The sequence below is a fragment of the Mycolicibacterium vaccae NBRC 14118 = CIP 105934 genome (genome assembly GCF_001552715.1).
Lineage (GTDB): Bacteria > Actinomycetota > Actinomycetes > Mycobacteriales > Mycobacteriaceae > Mycobacterium > Mycobacterium vaccae.
This window is the reverse complement of record NZ_BCRS01000151.1, coordinates 1-14,239: the sequence shown is the minus strand read 5'-3', so window position 1 is coordinate 14,239 and position 14,239 is coordinate 1. Positions and strand designations below refer to the sequence as shown.

14 protein-coding genes and 2 pseudogenes are annotated in these 14,239 nt (G+C 68.5%); 14 read left to right on the top strand and 2 right to left on the bottom strand.

Annotated elements, in window-relative coordinates; all coding sequences use genetic code 11:
- The 4 genes from MVA01S_RS23480 to MVA01S_RS23465 form a co-directional block, all read left to right on the top strand.
- The coding region (locus MVA01S_RS23480) for an ABC transporter permease (protein WP_060941713.1) at positions 1-816 on the top strand (816 nt) is incomplete at its 5' end.
- A complete protein-coding gene (locus MVA01S_RS23475) occupies positions 813-1,841 on the top strand; it encodes a taurine ABC transporter substrate-binding protein (protein ID WP_003930761.1) in 1,029 nt (342 codons plus the stop codon). The genes MVA01S_RS23480 and MVA01S_RS23475, both read left to right, overlap by 4 nt.
- Entirely contained in the window at positions 1,825-2,604 is a 780-nt protein-coding gene (locus MVA01S_RS23470) for an ABC transporter ATP-binding protein (protein WP_003930762.1), read from the top strand. Before MVA01S_RS23475 ends, MVA01S_RS23470 begins: the two co-directional genes overlap by 17 nt.
- A 109-nt stretch (positions 2,605-2,713) precedes the next feature.
- Complete coding sequence (locus tag MVA01S_RS23465; RefSeq protein WP_051015291.1) at positions 2,714-3,097, top strand: hypothetical protein; 384 nt, start codon at positions 2,714-2,716, stop codon at positions 3,095-3,097.
- On the opposite strand, the pseudogene MVA01S_RS31750 reads toward MVA01S_RS23465, so the two are convergent.
- Positions 3,082-3,192, bottom strand: a pseudogene (locus MVA01S_RS31750) (CAP domain-containing protein); the annotation flags it as partial. The gene MVA01S_RS23465 and the pseudogene MVA01S_RS31750 overlap by 16 nt on opposite strands.
- 167 nt (positions 3,193-3,359) lie before the next feature.
- On the opposite strand from MVA01S_RS31750, the gene MVA01S_RS23460 reads away from it, so the two are divergent.
- The 4 genes from MVA01S_RS23460 to MVA01S_RS23445 are packed head-to-tail and all read left to right on the top strand — an operon-like array spanning position 3,360 to position 6,106.
- On the top strand, positions 3,360-4,034 hold the full coding sequence (locus MVA01S_RS23460) for a TetR/AcrR family transcriptional regulator (RefSeq protein ID WP_003930764.1): 675 nt from the start codon (positions 3,360-3,362) through the stop codon (positions 4,032-4,034).
- A 30-nt stretch (positions 4,035-4,064) separates the two neighbouring features.
- The gene (locus tag MVA01S_RS23455) at positions 4,065-4,805 is read left to right on the top strand and encodes a DUF72 domain-containing protein (protein ID WP_003930765.1); all 741 of its coding nucleotides are present in this window, start codon (positions 4,065-4,067) and stop codon (positions 4,803-4,805) included.
- Positions 4,806-4,807: 2 nt separating this feature from the next.
- A complete protein-coding gene (locus MVA01S_RS23450) occupies positions 4,808-5,635 on the top strand; it encodes a mechanosensitive ion channel family protein (protein ID WP_003930766.1) in 828 nt (275 codons plus the stop codon).
- A 30-nt stretch (positions 5,636-5,665) separates the two neighbouring features.
- On the top strand, positions 5,666-6,106 hold the full coding sequence (locus MVA01S_RS23445) for an SRPBCC family protein (RefSeq protein ID WP_003930767.1): 441 nt from the start codon (positions 5,666-5,668) through the stop codon (positions 6,104-6,106).
- Positions 6,107-6,262: 156 nt separating this feature from the next.
- On the opposite strand, the gene MVA01S_RS23440 is transcribed toward MVA01S_RS23445, so the two are convergent.
- Complete coding sequence (locus tag MVA01S_RS23440) at positions 6,263-6,955, bottom strand: GntR family transcriptional regulator (RefSeq protein ID WP_003930768.1); 693 nt, start codon at positions 6,953-6,955, stop codon at positions 6,263-6,265.
- 121 nt (positions 6,956-7,076) lie between these two features.
- Here MVA01S_RS23440 and fadD5 point away from each other — a divergent pair.
- The 6 genes and pseudogenes from fadD5 to MVA01S_RS23410 all read left to right on the top strand — a co-directional run.
- Positions 7,077-8,753, top strand: a pseudogene (gene fadD5, locus MVA01S_RS23435) (fatty-acid--CoA ligase FadD5).
- 213 nt (positions 8,754-8,966) lie between these two features.
- Positions 8,967-9,764, top strand: a complete 798-nt coding sequence (locus tag MVA01S_RS23430) for an MlaE family ABC transporter permease (RefSeq protein ID WP_003930770.1) — start codon at positions 8,967-8,969, stop codon at positions 9,762-9,764.
- Between the two features lies 1 nt (position 9,765).
- Positions 9,766-10,638 (top strand): MlaE family ABC transporter permease, encoded by an 873-nt coding sequence (locus MVA01S_RS23425; protein ID WP_040541413.1) that lies wholly within the window; start codon positions 9,766-9,768, stop codon positions 10,636-10,638.
- Positions 10,639-10,642: 4 nt separating this feature from the next.
- Positions 10,643-11,860 (top strand): MCE family protein, encoded by a 1,218-nt coding sequence (locus MVA01S_RS23420; protein WP_003930772.1) that lies wholly within the window; start codon positions 10,643-10,645, stop codon positions 11,858-11,860.
- Positions 11,857-12,888: a virulence factor Mce family protein gene (locus MVA01S_RS23415; RefSeq protein ID WP_003930773.1), complete on the top strand. Its 1,032-nt coding sequence runs from the start codon at positions 11,857-11,859 to the stop codon at positions 12,886-12,888. Before MVA01S_RS23420 ends, MVA01S_RS23415 begins: the two co-directional genes overlap by 4 nt.
- Positions 12,885-14,239, top strand: a 1,355-nt coding sequence (locus MVA01S_RS23410; RefSeq protein WP_060941712.1) for a virulence factor Mce family protein, incomplete at its 3' end; no start/stop codon positions are given. The genes MVA01S_RS23415 and MVA01S_RS23410, both read left to right, overlap by 4 nt.

The following is a 14,239-nucleotide window of genomic DNA, read 5'->3' as shown; positions in this document are numbered from 1 at the left end:
GCTGGGCCGCGCCCGGGCCGCGGACCCTGGCGGGGCCGGCTCACGCGGGCGGCGCTGCCGCTGCTGTCGGTGGCCGTGTTCGGCGTCCTGTGGCAGTTCGCCGCGGCCAGCGGCGTCTGGAACCAGACGTTCGTGCCGTATCCGGCGACGGTGTGGCACGCGTTCGTCGACGTGTCGACCACCCACGACGGGGTCCGCGGCTACGCCGGATACCTGTTGTGGGAGCACCTGTACATGACGTTGCGGCGAGTGCTGGCCGGCGTGGCGATCGGGGTGGTGCTGGGTGTGTCGCTCGGTCTGGTGATGGGGTCCGTCGGCTGGGTGCGCAGCGTGCTGGAGCCGTGGCTGACGTTCCTGCGCGCGCTGCCGCCGCTGGCCTACTTCTTCCTGCTGGTGATCTGGCTGGGTATCGACGAGGCGCCCAAGATCACGCTGCTCGCGCTGGCCGCGTTGCCGCCGGCGGCCGTCGCGACCACAGCCGCCGTCGTCGCCGCCCCGGTCGGATTGCAGGAAGCCGCAAGAGCTCTGGGCGCATCGCGCCGGCAGGTCATCCGCGATGTGGTGGTCCCGTCGGCGCTGCCCGAGACGTTCACCGGGATCCGGCTCGCCGTCGGCATGGCCTATTCGTCGGTGGTCGCCGCCGAGCTGTTCAACGGCATCCCCGGAGTCGGCGGCCTGGTCAAGGACGCGAGCAACTACAACAACACCCCTGTCGTGCTGGTCGGGATCTTCGCCATCGGGTTCTCCGGCTTGGTGATCGACGGCTTGCTGCGCACCGTGGAGCGGCGCGCGGTCCCCTGGAGAGGAAAGATATGAAATCCAAAACCCTTCTCGTAGCGCTGATCTCGGCGGTGTTGGCGCTGGCCGGCTGCGCGGTGGATAACTCGGGGCAGCAGGCCGACAAGCCGACTATCCGAATCGGTTACCAGACGTTCCCGAGCGGTGACCTGGTCGTCAAGAACAACAGGTGGCTCGAAGAGGCGTTGCCCGACTACAACATCAAGTGGACCAAGTTCGACTCCGGCGCCGACGTCAACACCGCGTTCATCGCCGACGAACTCGACTTCGGCGCGCTGGGCTCCAGCCCCGTCGCCCGCGGACTGTCCGCCCCCCTCAACATCCCGTACAAGGTCGCGTTCGTGCTCGACGTGGCCGGTGACAACGAGGCGCTGGTGGTGCGCAACGACGCCGGCGTCGACACCATCGGGCAGCTGAGGGGTAAGCGCATCGGCACGCCGTTCGCGTCGACCGCGCACTACAGCCTGCTCGCGGCGCTGGACCAGAACGGCTTGTCCGCCAACGACGTTGCGCTCGTCGACCTGCAGCCCCAGGCCATCCTGGCCGCATGGGAACGCGGCGACATCGACGCCGCCTACACCTGGCTCCCGACGCTCGACGAGCTGCGCAAGACCGGCAAGGACCTGATCACCAGCCGCCAGCTGGCCGAGGCGGGTAAGCCCACGCTGGACCTGGCCACCGTCTCCGATGCGTTCGCCTCGGCTCACCCCGACGTCGTCGACGTGTGGCGCCAGCAGCAGGCGCGTGCACTCGACGTCCTGCGCGACGATCCGGACGCGGCCGCCAAGGCGATCGCCGCCGAGGTCGGGTTGTCCCCTGAGGACGTCGCCGGTCAGCTCACGCAGATGGTGTTCCTCACCCCGCAGGACATCTCTTCAGCAGAATGGCTTGGCGCTGAGGGCAATCCGGGAAACCTGGCTGCCAACCTGCAGAGCGCCTCGCAGTTCCTGGCCGACCAGAAGCAGATCCCGGCGCCCGCGCCGCTGGCCACATTCCAGGATGCGATCTACACGAAGGGCCTACCGGATGCCCTCGACGAATGACGGTGCGATCCGAATCGACTCGGTGTCCCACCGTTACGGCAGCGGCCGACAGGAGGTCACCGCGCTCGGACCGGTCGACCTGACCGTGGACCCCGGATCGTTCCTGGTGCTCGTCGGCGCCTCGGGCTGCGGCAAGAGCACGCTGCTGCGGCTGCTGGCCGGCTTCGAGGAGCCCACCGAGGGCGCGGTGCGGGTGGCCGGTGGGCCGCCGGCGCCGGGGGTGACGTCGGGGGTGGTGTTCCAGCAGCCGCGCCTGTTCCCGTGGCGCACCGTCGGGGGAAACGTCGACATGGCGCTCAAGTACGCAAAAGTGGCGCGGGACAGGCGGATCGAGCGGCGTGAGGCGCTCCTGGAGCGGGTCGGGCTGGGCGGCACCGCCGCGCGGCGGATCTGGGAGATCAGCGGCGGCCAGCAGCAGCGGGTCGCGATCGCGCGGGCGCTGGCGGCGCAGACGCCGCTGTTCCTGCTCGATGAGCCGTTCGCCGCACTGGATGCGCTGACCCGGGAACGGCTGCAGGAGGACGTGCGGCAGGTCAGCGCCGAGTCGGGCCGCACGACGGTGTTCGTCACCCACAGTGCCGACGAGGCGGCCTTCCTCGGCTCGCGGATCGTGGTGCTGACCCGTCGTCCGGGCCGGGTGGCGCTGGACATTCCCGTCGACCTGCCGCGCACCGGGGTGGACCCCGACGAGTTGCGGCGCTCACCTGAGTACGGCCGGCTGCGGGCGGAAGTGGGCCGCGCGGTCAAGACTGCCGCGGCGTAGCCGCGAATCGGACTGCCGCGGCCTGACCCAGGTCTCGGAACGGCACCGATCACGCATCGAGATCGAATTCCCGGTGCGTCAGATGCGTTGGCGGCCTCAGGATGACGACGTGAGCAGGGTGGTAGAGCGCGGCCTCGCCAGATGTCCGCGATGCGTGGCGGTGGCGGACTATGTCTTCATCGAGTCGGAGCGCAACGTCGTGCGCTATGAGGTGCGCTGCCGCAAGTGCGGCCAGTGTTACGGCGAGGACAACCGTCCCGGCGCGCCGGTGACGGTCGGCGCCGAGGAGCCGTCGATTCAGTGGCCACCGGACTGCGAACCGGTCCCACCGCGGGACTGGCGCGGCGAGGTCCGGACGAAGCTGGCCGCCGCCGCGCTACGCAGCAGAGCCGAGATCGAGGTGATGAACAAGCGGGCACACGGCCTGCTCGAGAACGGCCGGACGTGGGTGAACGAGCGCCGGTCGGCGCGGGTCGATCAGACCGGGGGATAAGCCGGCGGCGGGTACACCCCGCGCAGGATCCAGGCGAACCAGTTGACGCCGTACTCGAGCTCGTCGCTCGCGTCGTAATCCGGATTCGGGTCCACCGTGCTACCTCCCTCACTCGGGCCGCACCACGTCATTTCGGCCACACCACGTCGGTTCGCCACGAGTGTAGACCCGCCGCCTCCGGGTGGACACCGCATCGGCCTAGACTGAACCAACCAGTTAGTAGACCGCCGCGGCGGTCGTCCCCTGCCTAGAGTGAGTCGCCATGTCTGAATCCGTCACCGGCAACGGGATGTCCCGTCGCGAAGAGTTGCTGGCCGTGGCCACCAAGCTGTTCGCCGCGCGCGGCTACCACGGCACCCGGATGGACGACGTCGCCGATGCGGTGGGCCTGAACAAGGCCACGGTCTACCACTATTACGCCAGCAAGTCGCTGATCCTCTACGACATCTACAAGGGCGCCGCCGATTTCACCGTCGACGCGCTGCACGACGACCCGACGGCGTCGGCCCGCGAGACGATCTACCACTTCACCCGGCGGCTGCTGGTCGGCATCGCGTCGGACATCGAACGCGCCGCGGTGTACTTCCAGGAGGGCCCCTACATCACGGAGTGGTTCACCGAGGAGCAGGTGGAGTACATCCGGGAAAAGGAAGCCCAGGTCTACGAGCACGTCCGCGACGTGATCGACCGGGGCATCGCCAGCGGCGAGTTCTACGACTGCGACTCCCACGTCCTGGCGCTGGGGTACATCGGCATGACGCTGGGGTCCTACCGGTGGCTGCGCCCGCACGGGCGGCGCACCGCGCAGGAGATCGCAGTGGAGTTCAGCACCGCGCTGCTGCGCGGGCTGATCCGCGACGAGACCGTCCGGCAGAGTTCGCCGCTGGGCATGGACGTCGAGGCCGCGAAGGCCGAGTTCGCCGACGAGTCGAGCTAACACCCTCACCATCGCGGGTACCCCGAGCCGATGACGGTTCGCATCGGCACGTCGGGTTGGGCGTACAACCACTGGCGCAACGTGCTCTACGAGACCGGGTTGCCGACGACGCGCTGGCTGCAGCGCTACACCTCGGAATTCGACACCGTCGAGCTCAACGGCAGCTTCTACCGGTGGCCGCGCGACGAACAGTTCCAGCGGTGGCGCGATCAGCTCCCGCCCGGCTTCCTGATGGCGGTCAAGGCCGCGCGCGGGCTGACGCACGCCCGCAGGCTGCGCGCCCCCGAGGAGTGGATCGAACGGCTGACGCGGGGCTGGCATGCCCTCGGTGACCGCGCCGGTCCGCTGCTGGTTCAGCTGCACCCCGCCCTGGAGCGCGACGACGCGCGGCTGGAGCACTTCCTGGGCGCGATGCCCGCCGACATACCTGTGGCCGTCGAGTTCCGGCACCGGTCCTGGGAGGACCCCGCGGTCTACGAGCTGCTGGAGAAACACGACGCGGCGTACGTGGTGATGAGCGGTGCCGGACTGCCGTGCATCCTGAGAGCCACGGCGCGGTTCGTCTACGTGCGGCTGCACGGGCCGGACCCGCACGACATGTACGGCGGCTCCTACAGCGCCGACGACCTGAGCTGGTGGGCCGAGCGGATCGCCGAGTGGGACGGGCAGGGCCGCGACGTGTACACCTATTTCAACAACGACCTCGGTGGCAACGCGGTCCGCAACGCGCGGGACCTGAAGACGGAGCTGAGCCGCCGACTGGAGGGCTGAGCATGTGGACCGGCGTGGGGCAGTGGATCATGACCACGGGCCTTCACATCGCGATGGCCGTGATCTTCACGGTCCTGGCGACCCGGGCGATCCGGTGGCTCGCCGACCGGATCAGCCGGCGCATCGCGAGAGCCGAGCCGAACCAGACCTCCGTACGCTCGGAGAGCGCCAAACACCGGCAGGCCGTGGCTGCCGTCATCTCGTCGGTCGCGATCGGGGTGCTCTACACGGCGGTCGCCCTGGACATCGCCGGCCAACTCGGCCTGCCCGTCGCCTCCTTGGTGGCGCCCGCGGCGGTGCTGGGCGCCGCGCTGGGTTTCGGTGCGCAGCGGCTGGTGCAGGACTTTCTCAGCGGCTTCTTCGTGATCACCGAGAAGCAGTACGGCTTCGGCGATCTGGTGGAGTTGACGGTCAGCGGCGGCGGGACGGCGATGGGCACGGTCGAGGCCGTCACGCTGCGGGTCACCAAACTGCGCACCAGCGAGGGCGAGGTGTACACGGTGCCCAACGGCATGATCGTGCGGGCGCTGAATCTGTCGAAGGACTGGGCCAGTGCGGTCGTCGATGTGCCGGTGCCGGCCAGTGCCGACATCAACCAGGTCAACGAGGTGCTGCGCGCGGTGGCCGCCGCGGCGATGGAGGACGACAGGCTGGTGCGGTTGTTGCTCGACGAGCCCCAGTTGATGGGAGTGGAGAGCATCGAGGTCGGCACCGTCAACGTGCGGATGGTCGCGCGCACGCTGCCCGGCAAGCAGTTCGAGGTAGGCCGGCGGCTGCGTGAGCTCGTCATCGCCGGTCTGCGCCGGGAGGGCATCGCGACGGCGGCGTGACCGCCGGGCCGCACTCGCTATGCTCTGCCGATGCCCCTGGTGAGTAAGACAGTCGAGGTCACGGCGGCCGCCGAGACGATCATGGCGATCGTCGCCGACTTCGAGCGATACCCGGAGTGGAACGACGAGATCAAAGGGTGCTGGGTGCTCGCCCGCTACGACGACGGCCGGCCCAGCCAGCTGCGGCTCGACGTCGTGGTGCAGGGCCAGTCCGGCACCTTCATCACCGCGGTGTACTACCCGGGCGAGAACCAGATCTACACCGTGCTGCAGCAGGGCGACTTCTTCACCAAGCAGGAGCAGCGGTTCTCGGTGGTGGCGATGGGCCCGACCTCGCTGCTGACCGTCGACCTCGACGTCGAGGTCAAGATGGCGGTGCCCGCCGCGATGGTCAAGAAGGTGGTCGGCGACGCGCTGGACTACCTGGCCGAGAACCTGAAGGCGCGCGCCGAACAGCTCGCGTCGTCCTGACGCGGGTGGGTGAACCCCCGGGCGTCTCCGCGCGGGCGCCGGTGACCTCTTCTGTCTCAGCTATCCGCTTTTCTCAGGGGCCCACTCGCACTTCTCCTGAGATTTGCGGATAGGTGTGGCGGCTGTGGCGTAGTGGTCGACAGGCCGGTCCCGGCCTCAGTCCCACAGCCCGACCTGCTCCAGCCATGCGGTCAGCCGGGCCAACCCGTCGGTGAACTGCCCGCGGGTCAGCTCGACGACGGCGTCCGCATCCCGCCGGCGCAGCGCCTCGATCAGCTCGGTGTGACTGGCGACGGCCACCGGCCCCCAGGCCTCGTCCGATGCGAACAGCTGCGGCGGCAGATAGCGGGCCGCGTGCAGCAGGAACCAGGACAGCTTCAGCCGGCCGCCGGCCCGGTTGAACGCCCGGTGGAACGCGAACTCCGCCCGGGCCACCCGGTCGGGGTCGCGCAGCGCGACCGCGGCGGCCAGGTCCTCGTTCAGCCGCGCCAGTTCGTCGATCTGGTCGTCGCGGATCCGGCGCGCGGCACTGGCGGCGAGTTCCTGGGCGATCGTCGACTGCAGCCAGAAGATGTCCTCGATGTCGCTGCGCGTCAGCGGCACCACCCGATGTCCCCGGTGCGGCTCCAGCTCGACCATCCCCTCGCCGCGCAGCGTGCGCAGCGCCTCCCGGACCGGCGTGATGCTCACGCCGAGGCGGGCCGCGGTCTCGTCGAGGCGGATGAAGGAGTCCGGCCGCAGAGTTCCGGTCATGATCTCGGCCCGCAGCCTCGCGGCGACCTCGTCGGACAGCTGTTCGCGCCGCCGTACCGCGCCGGTGACCGGCGTTCCGGCAGGGGCGTTGCTCACATCGCGGCCTTCCCGGCCCGTCGGGCCCGCTCGTCGGGAGGGTTGTCCCGTGGCCGTCGGCGACTTAATGTGACCGGGGCAACAACATGTTTGATCAAATATCAGCCGGCCGCAACTGTCGATGGAGCAGAAGACGTTGAGCGATCCGATCCAACCCGGGACGGCGACCGAACAGCCCTACCTGGCGCGTAGGCAGAACTGGACGAATCAGCTGGCCCGGCACGCGCTGATGCAGCCCGACGCCCCGGCGCTGAGGTTCCTCGGCGAGACCACCACCTGGGGTGAGCTGGACCGGCGGGTGAGCGCCCTGGCCGGGGCGCTGCACCAGCGCGGCGTCGGCTTCGGCGACCGTGTACTCGTCCTGATGCTCAACAGGACCGAGTTCATCGAGGCGGTGCTCGCCACGAACAAGCTCGGCGCGATCGCGGTGCCGGTGAACTTCCGGATGACCCCCGACGAGATCGCCTTCCTGGTCTCCGACTGCCAGGCCGCCGTCGTCATCACCGAGGCGGTGCTCGCCGGCGTCGCCACCGCCGTCCGCGACCTGGATGCGACGCTGGCCACGGTGATCAGCGCCGGCGGCGGTTCGGGCGACGACATCCTCGACTACGACGAGGTGCTGGCCGAGAACGCGCCGTGCCCTCCGGTCGATGTCCCGAACGACGCGCCCGCGCTGATCATGTACACCTCGGGCACCACCGGCCGGCCCAAGGGCGCGGTGCTCACGCACACCAACCTGACCGGCCAGGTGATGACGCTGCTGTTCACCAACGGCGCCGACATCAACCACGACATCGGCTTCATCGGCGTGCCGTTCTTCCACATCGCGGGCGTCGGCAGCATCGTCTCCGGCCTGCTGCTCGGCAGGCCGACCGTGCTCTACCCCGTGGGCGCGTTCGACCCGAACGAACTGCTCGACGTGCTCGAGGCCGAGAAGGTCACCGGGATCTTCCTGGTCCCCGCGCAGTGGCAGGCTGTGTGCGCCGCGCAGCGCGCCAGGCCGCGCGAGCTGAAGCTGCGCTTCCTGTCCTGGGGCGCCGCACCGGCCTCGGACACCCTGCTGCGCGAGATGGCCGAGACCTTCCCCGGAGCGTAGATCCTGGCCGCGTTCGGGCAGACCGAGATGTCGCCGGTGACCTGCATGCTGTTGGGCGACGACGCGCTGCGCAAGCTCGGGTCCGTCGGCCGGGTCATCCCGACGGTGTCGGCACGCATCGTCGACGAGGACATGAACGACGTGCCCGTCGGGCAGGTCGGCGAGATCGTCTACCGCGCGCCCACGCTGATGGCGGGCTACTGGAACAACCCCAAGGCCACGGCCGAGGCGTTCGCCGGCGGATGGTTCCACTCCGGCGACCTGGTCCGTCAGGACGACGAGGGCTACATCTGGGTCGTCGACCGCAAGAAGGACATGATCATCTCCGGCGGCGAGAACATCTACTGCGCCGAGGTGGAGAACGCGCTGGCGGCCCACCCCGACATCGTCGAGGTCGCGGTGATCGGGCGCCCGCACGAGAAGTGGGGGGAGGTTCCCGTTGCTGTGGCGGTGCTGCGGAGTTCGCTGGGAGCCGCCCCGGGCGTCGGTCTGACGCTGCCGGATCTGGAGCAGTTCCTCACCGAGCGGCTCGCGCGCTACAAGCACCCGAAGGTGCTCGAGATCGTCGAGGCACTGCCGCGCAACCCCGCCGGAAAGGTGCTGAAGACGGAGCTGAGGACGCGCTTCGGTGTCGCGACGGTCATTGACGGTAACGAAAGTTCCACTCCGGCAACGGTTTCTGCGACCGAGCAAAACCGTTAGCCCGGTGGACTGTTATTTGCTAACGGTTGAGGGCCAAATCCCGCAGATGCGGTACGCGGGGGTCACATCATCGGGTACAGTCCGGAGACCTGTCTTACTACCGGCCGGTAGCGAGACCGTTCTCACACGATCGGGGTTGGGGCTGGAAGGGAGCGTGCGACAGATGCTGCCGGTGCGCTACGCCCTGCGTGGGAGTGTCGCGGGAGCCGATCGGTGACGACGAGTTCGAACCTGACCGGCTACGTGCGGGATCAGGTCAGGCCAGGACTGGAAGCCGTCGGCGGCTTCGTGCGCATGTGCGTGCTCGTCGGCAAAGCCACCTTCCGGCCGCCGTTCCAGTGGCGGGAGTTCATCCTGCAGAGCTGGTTCCTGATGCGGGTCGCGTTCCTGCCGACGCTCGCGGTGTCGATCCCGCTGACCGTGCTGCTGATCTTCACGCTCAACATCCTGCTGGCCGAGTTCGGCGCGGCCGACGTCTCCGGCGCCGGAGCGGCCATCGGCGCCGTCACGCAGCTGGGTCCGCTGGTGACCGTGCTGGTGGTGGCCGGAGCAGGGTCGACCGCGATCTGCGCCGACCTGGGTGCGCGCACCATCCGCGAGGAGATCGACGCCCTCGAGGTGCTCGGCATCGACCCGATCCACCGCCTCGTCGTGCCGCGTGTGATCGCGTCGACGTTCGTCGCGATCCTGCTCAACGGCGCAGTCATCACCGTCGGACTGGTCGGCGGCTTCGTCTTCGGCGTCTATCTGCAGAACGTGTCCGCGGGCGCCTATGTCTCCACGCTGACCCTGATCACCGGGCTGCCCGAGGTGATCATCTCGATCGTCAAGGCCGCCACCTTCGGTCTGATCGCCGGCCTGGTCGGGTGCTACCGCGGACTGACGGTCGCCGGCGGCGCCAAGGGCGTGGGCACCGCGGTCAACGAGACGCTGGTGCTGTGTGTGATCGCGCTGTTCGCGGTCAATGTCGTGCTGACGACGATCGGTGTCCGATTCGGAACGGGGAGCTGACGTGACGAGCACCGCCGCTGTCCTCCGCCAGAGGTTCCCGCGCGGAGTCGCCACCGCCGAGAAGTGGGCGGGCGCCCCGGCCCGTGGGCTGGACGCGATGGGCCACGTCGCGTGGTTCGTCATCACCGCCGTCGGCTCCATCGGCCACGCGCTCCGCTACTACCGCAAGGAGACCCTGCGGCTGATCGCCGAGATCGGCATGGGCACCGGCGCGATGGCCGTGATCGGCGGCACCGTGGCCATCGTCGGATTCGTGACGCTGTCCGGGTCCTCGCTGGTGGCGATCCAGGGCTTCGCATCGCTGGGCAACATCGGCGTCGAGGCGTTCACCGGGTTCTTTGCGGCGTTGATCAACGTGCGCATCGCCGCGCCCGTGGTCGCCGGTCAGGCGCTGGCGGCCACCGTCGGCGCCGGCGCGACCGCCGAACTGGGCGCCATGCGCATCAGCGAGGAGATCGACGCACTCGAGGTGATGGGCATCAAGTCGATCTCCTACCTGGTGTCGACACGCATCATGGCCGGATTCGTCGTCATCATCCCGCTCTACGCGATGGCGATCATCATGTCGTTCCTGTCCGCCCAGGTCACCACCACCGTGTTCTACGGGCAGTCGATCGGCACCTACGAGCACTACTTCCGCACCTTCCTGCGGCCCGACGACGTGTTCTGGTCCTTCATCCAGGCCGTGATCATCGCGGTCATCGTGATGCTCAACCACTGCTACTACGGCTTCTACGCCAGCGGCGGCCCGGTCGGCGTCGGCGAGGCCGTGGGCCGGTCGATGCGCGCCTCGCTGGTCGCGATCGTGTGTGTGGTCCTGTTCGCCTCGTTGGCGCTCTACGGCGTCGACCCGAACTTCAACCTGACGGTGTAGCGCGATGACGGCACCCATCAACACCAAACGTCAGCCGCCGTACAAGATCGCCGGCGCGATCCTGGCGCTGCTGACCGTCATCGCGGTCGTGCTGGTGTATCTCCAGTTCCGCGGTGACTTCCTGCCGCGCACGCAGCTGACCATGATCTCCGCCCGGTCCGGGTTGTCGATGGATCCCGGCGCGAAGGTCACCTACAACGGGGTGGAGATCGGGCGGGTCGGCAACGTCGAGGAGACCAGCGTCGGCGGCGAACCGCGGGCCAAGATCATTCTCGAGGTCGACCCCAAGTACCTCGACCTGATCCCGCGCAACGTCGAGGCCGACATCAGCGCCACCACGGTGTTCGGCAACAAGTACGTCTCGTTCACCGCGCCGGACAACCCTCAGGCCGAACGGATCTCGGCCTCCGACGTCATCGACGTGACGTCGGTGACCACCGAGTTCAACACGCTGTTCGAGACCGTGGTCTCGGTCGCCGCGCAGGTCGACCCGATCAAGCTGAACCAGACGCTGACCGCGACCGCGCAGGCCCTCGACGGCCTCGGTGACCGGTTCGGCCAGTCGATCGTGCAGGGCAACGAGATCCTGGCCGAGATCAACCCGCAGATGCCGCAGATCCGGCGCGACAACCGACTGCTCGCCGATCTCGGCGAGGTCTACGCCGACGCGGCACCGGATCTGTTCGACGGCCTGCAGAACGCGGTCACCACCGCGCGCACCCTCAACGCGCAGCGCGGCGATGTCGACCAGGCACTGATGGCCGCGGTCGGGTTCGGCAACACCGGCGGCGACATCTTCGAACGCGGCGGGCCCTACCTGATCCGCGGCACCGAGGATCTGGTGCCCACCTCGGCTCTGCTCGACAAGTACAGCCCGTCGTTCTTCTGCATGTTCCGCAACTACCACGACGTCGAACCGAAGATCAGCGCGGCGCTGGGCGGCAACGGTTACTCGCTCAAGACGCACTCGCAGATCCTCGGCCTCGGCGCGGGCAACGCCTACGTCTATCCGGACAACCTGCCGCGGGTCAACGCCAAGGGCGGCCCCGGCGGACGGCCGGGATGCTGGCAGCCCATCACCCGGGACCTGTGGCCGGCGCCGTTCCTGGTGCTCGACACCGGCGCGTCCATCGCCCCGTACAACCACATGGAGCTCGGACAGCCGCTGTTCACCGAGTACGTCTGGGGACGCCAAGTCGGGGAGCACACGATCAACCCATGAAAATCACCGGTACGGCACTCAAACTCGGCGCCTTCTCGCTGGTGCTGCTCATGTTCACCGCGATCATCGTCGTGGTCTTCGGTCAGTTGCGGTTCGACCGCACCACCGGGTATTCGGCGATCTTCTCCAACGCCAGCGGTCTGCGGCCCGGACAGTTCGTCCGTGCCTCGGGCGTGGAGGTCGGCAAGGTCAAGGACGTCACGCTGATCGAGAACGGTTCCAAGGTGAAGGTCGACTTCAGCGTGGACCGGTCGCTGGAACTGTTCGACGAGTCGACGGCCTCGGTGCGCTACCTGAACCTGATCGGCGACCGCTACCTGGAGCTGGCGCGCGGCGAGAGCAACACGAGACTGGCTGCGGGCGGGACGATCCCGGTCGATCGGACCCAGCCGGCGCTCGACCTCGACGCGCTGATCGGCGGGTTCCGCCCGGTGTTCCAGTCCCTGGAGCCGGAGAAGGTCAACACCATCGCGCAGTCGATCATCACGGTGTTCCAGGGACAGGGCGGCACCATCAACGACATCCTCGACCAGACCGCGACGCTGACCGCGACGCTGGCCGACCGGGACCAGGCCATCGGCGAAGTGATCACCAACCTCAACACCGTGCTGGACACCACCGTGCGCCACCAGCAGGAGTTCGACGACACGGTGAAGAATTTCGAGGTCCTCATCACCGGCCTGAAGAACCGCGCCGATCCCCTCGCGGCCTCGGTGGCCGACATCAGTGACGCCGCGGGCACGATCGGGGACCTGCTCGCCGACAACCGGCCGCTGCTGCAGAGCACGGTCAGCAAGCTGGAGATCCTCAACCAGCCCCTCGTCGACCAGCGCGACGAGCTCAACAACCTGCTGGTGCAGTTCCCGCAGGCGCTGGCCATCATCGGCCGCTCCGGCGGGGTCTACGGCGACTTCTTCAACTTCTACGCCTGCGATGTGACCTTGAAGCTCAACGGATTACAGCCGGGTGGCCCGGTCCGCACCGTGAAGGTCTGGAGCCAGCCCTCAGGTAGGTGCACGCCGCAATGAGAGTCCTGGAGGGATCCAACCGCGTCCGCGGCGGGCTGATGGGCATCATCATCCTGGTCATCGTCATCGGCGTGGGTCAGAGCTTCGCCAGCGTGCCGATGCTGTTCGCGAAGCCGACCTACTACGCCGAGTTCGCCGACACCGGCGGCATCAACACCGGTGACAAGGTCAGGATCGCCGGCGTGGACGTCGGCACGGTGAAGTCACTGGAGATCGACGGGGACCGGGTGCGGATCGGCTACACGCTGGGCGGCACCCAGATCGGCACCGACAGCCGGGCGGCAATCCGCACCGACACCATCCTGGGCAGGCGCAACCTCGAGATCGAGCCGCGCGGGGAAGATCCGTTGCGCGCCAACGGCGTGCTGCCGCTGGGTCAGACCACCACGCCGTACCAGATCTACGACGCGTTCTTCGACCTCTCCAACAACACCGCGGGATGGGACACCGGCACGGTCCGCGACTCGCTGAACGTGCTGTCGGAGACCATCGACCAGACCTATCCGCACCTGAGTGCGGCACTGGACGGCGTGGCCCGCTTCTCCGACACCATCGGCAAGCGCGACGACCAGATCAAGCAGCTGCTGGCCAACGCGAACAAGGTGGCCGGCGTGCTCGGCAACCGCAGCGGACAGATCAACGAGCTGTTCGTGAACGCGCAGACACTGCTCGCCGCGATCAACGAGCGCAACTACGCGGTGAGCCAGCTGCTGGAGCGCGTCCACACGTTCTCCGCCCAGGTCCGCGGGTTCATCGACGACAACCCGAACCTCAACCGCGTGCTCGAGCAGCTGCGGGTGATCACCGATGTGCTCAACGAGCGCAAGCTCGACCTCGCCGACACGCTGTCGTCGCTGTCGAAGTTCATGGTCTCCCTCGGTGAGGCGCTGGCGTCGGGCCCGTACTTCAAGGTGATGCTGGTCAACCTGGCGCCGTACTGGATCCTGCAGCCGTTCGTGGATGCCGCGTTCAAGAAGCGCGGGATCGATCCGCAGGAGTTCTGGCGCAACGCCGGGCTGCCGGCGTTCCGGTTCCCCGATCCCAACGGCGTCGGCTTCGACAACGGCGCCCCGCCGCCGTCCCCGGCAGCCATCGAGGGCACCCCGGAGAATCCCGGGCCCGCGGTGCCGCCCGGCTCCCCGTGCTCCTACACCCCGCCCGCCGACGGTCTGCCGAAACCGGGCGACCCGCTGCCGTGCGCGGACCTGACCCAGGGCCCGTACGGCCCGGTGCCCGGCGGGTATCCGCCGCCGAACGTGGCCACCTCGGAGCCGAATATCCATGGGCCGCAACCGAGTCCGGGCGTGCCGGCCGCGGCGATCCCCGGCCAGCTGTCGCCGGCGGTGCCGGG

Bases quoted from the DNA above. Each gene is read 5' to 3' on its own strand.
- MVA01S_RS23475 (WP_003930761.1), top strand. From the start codon at position 813: ATGAAATCCAAAACCCTTCTCGTAGCGCTGATCTCGGCGGTGTTGGCG.
- MVA01S_RS23470 (WP_003930762.1), top strand. From the start codon at position 1,825: ATGCCCTCGACGAATGACGGTGCGATCCGAATCGACTCGGTGTCCCAC.
- MVA01S_RS23460 (WP_003930764.1), top strand. From the start codon at position 3,360: ATGTCTGAATCCGTCACCGGCAACGGGATGTCCCGTCGCGAAGAGTTG.
- MVA01S_RS23455 (WP_003930765.1), top strand. From the start codon at position 4,065: ATGACGGTTCGCATCGGCACGTCGGGTTGGGCGTACAACCACTGGCGC.
- MVA01S_RS23450 (WP_003930766.1), top strand. From the start codon at position 4,808: ATGTGGACCGGCGTGGGGCAGTGGATCATGACCACGGGCCTTCACATC.
- MVA01S_RS23445 (WP_003930767.1), top strand. From the start codon at position 5,666: ATGCCCCTGGTGAGTAAGACAGTCGAGGTCACGGCGGCCGCCGAGACG.
- MVA01S_RS23420 (WP_003930772.1), top strand. From the start codon at position 10,643: ATGACGGCACCCATCAACACCAAACGTCAGCCGCCGTACAAGATCGCC.
- MVA01S_RS23415 (WP_003930773.1), top strand. From the start codon at position 11,857: ATGAAAATCACCGGTACGGCACTCAAACTCGGCGCCTTCTCGCTGGTG.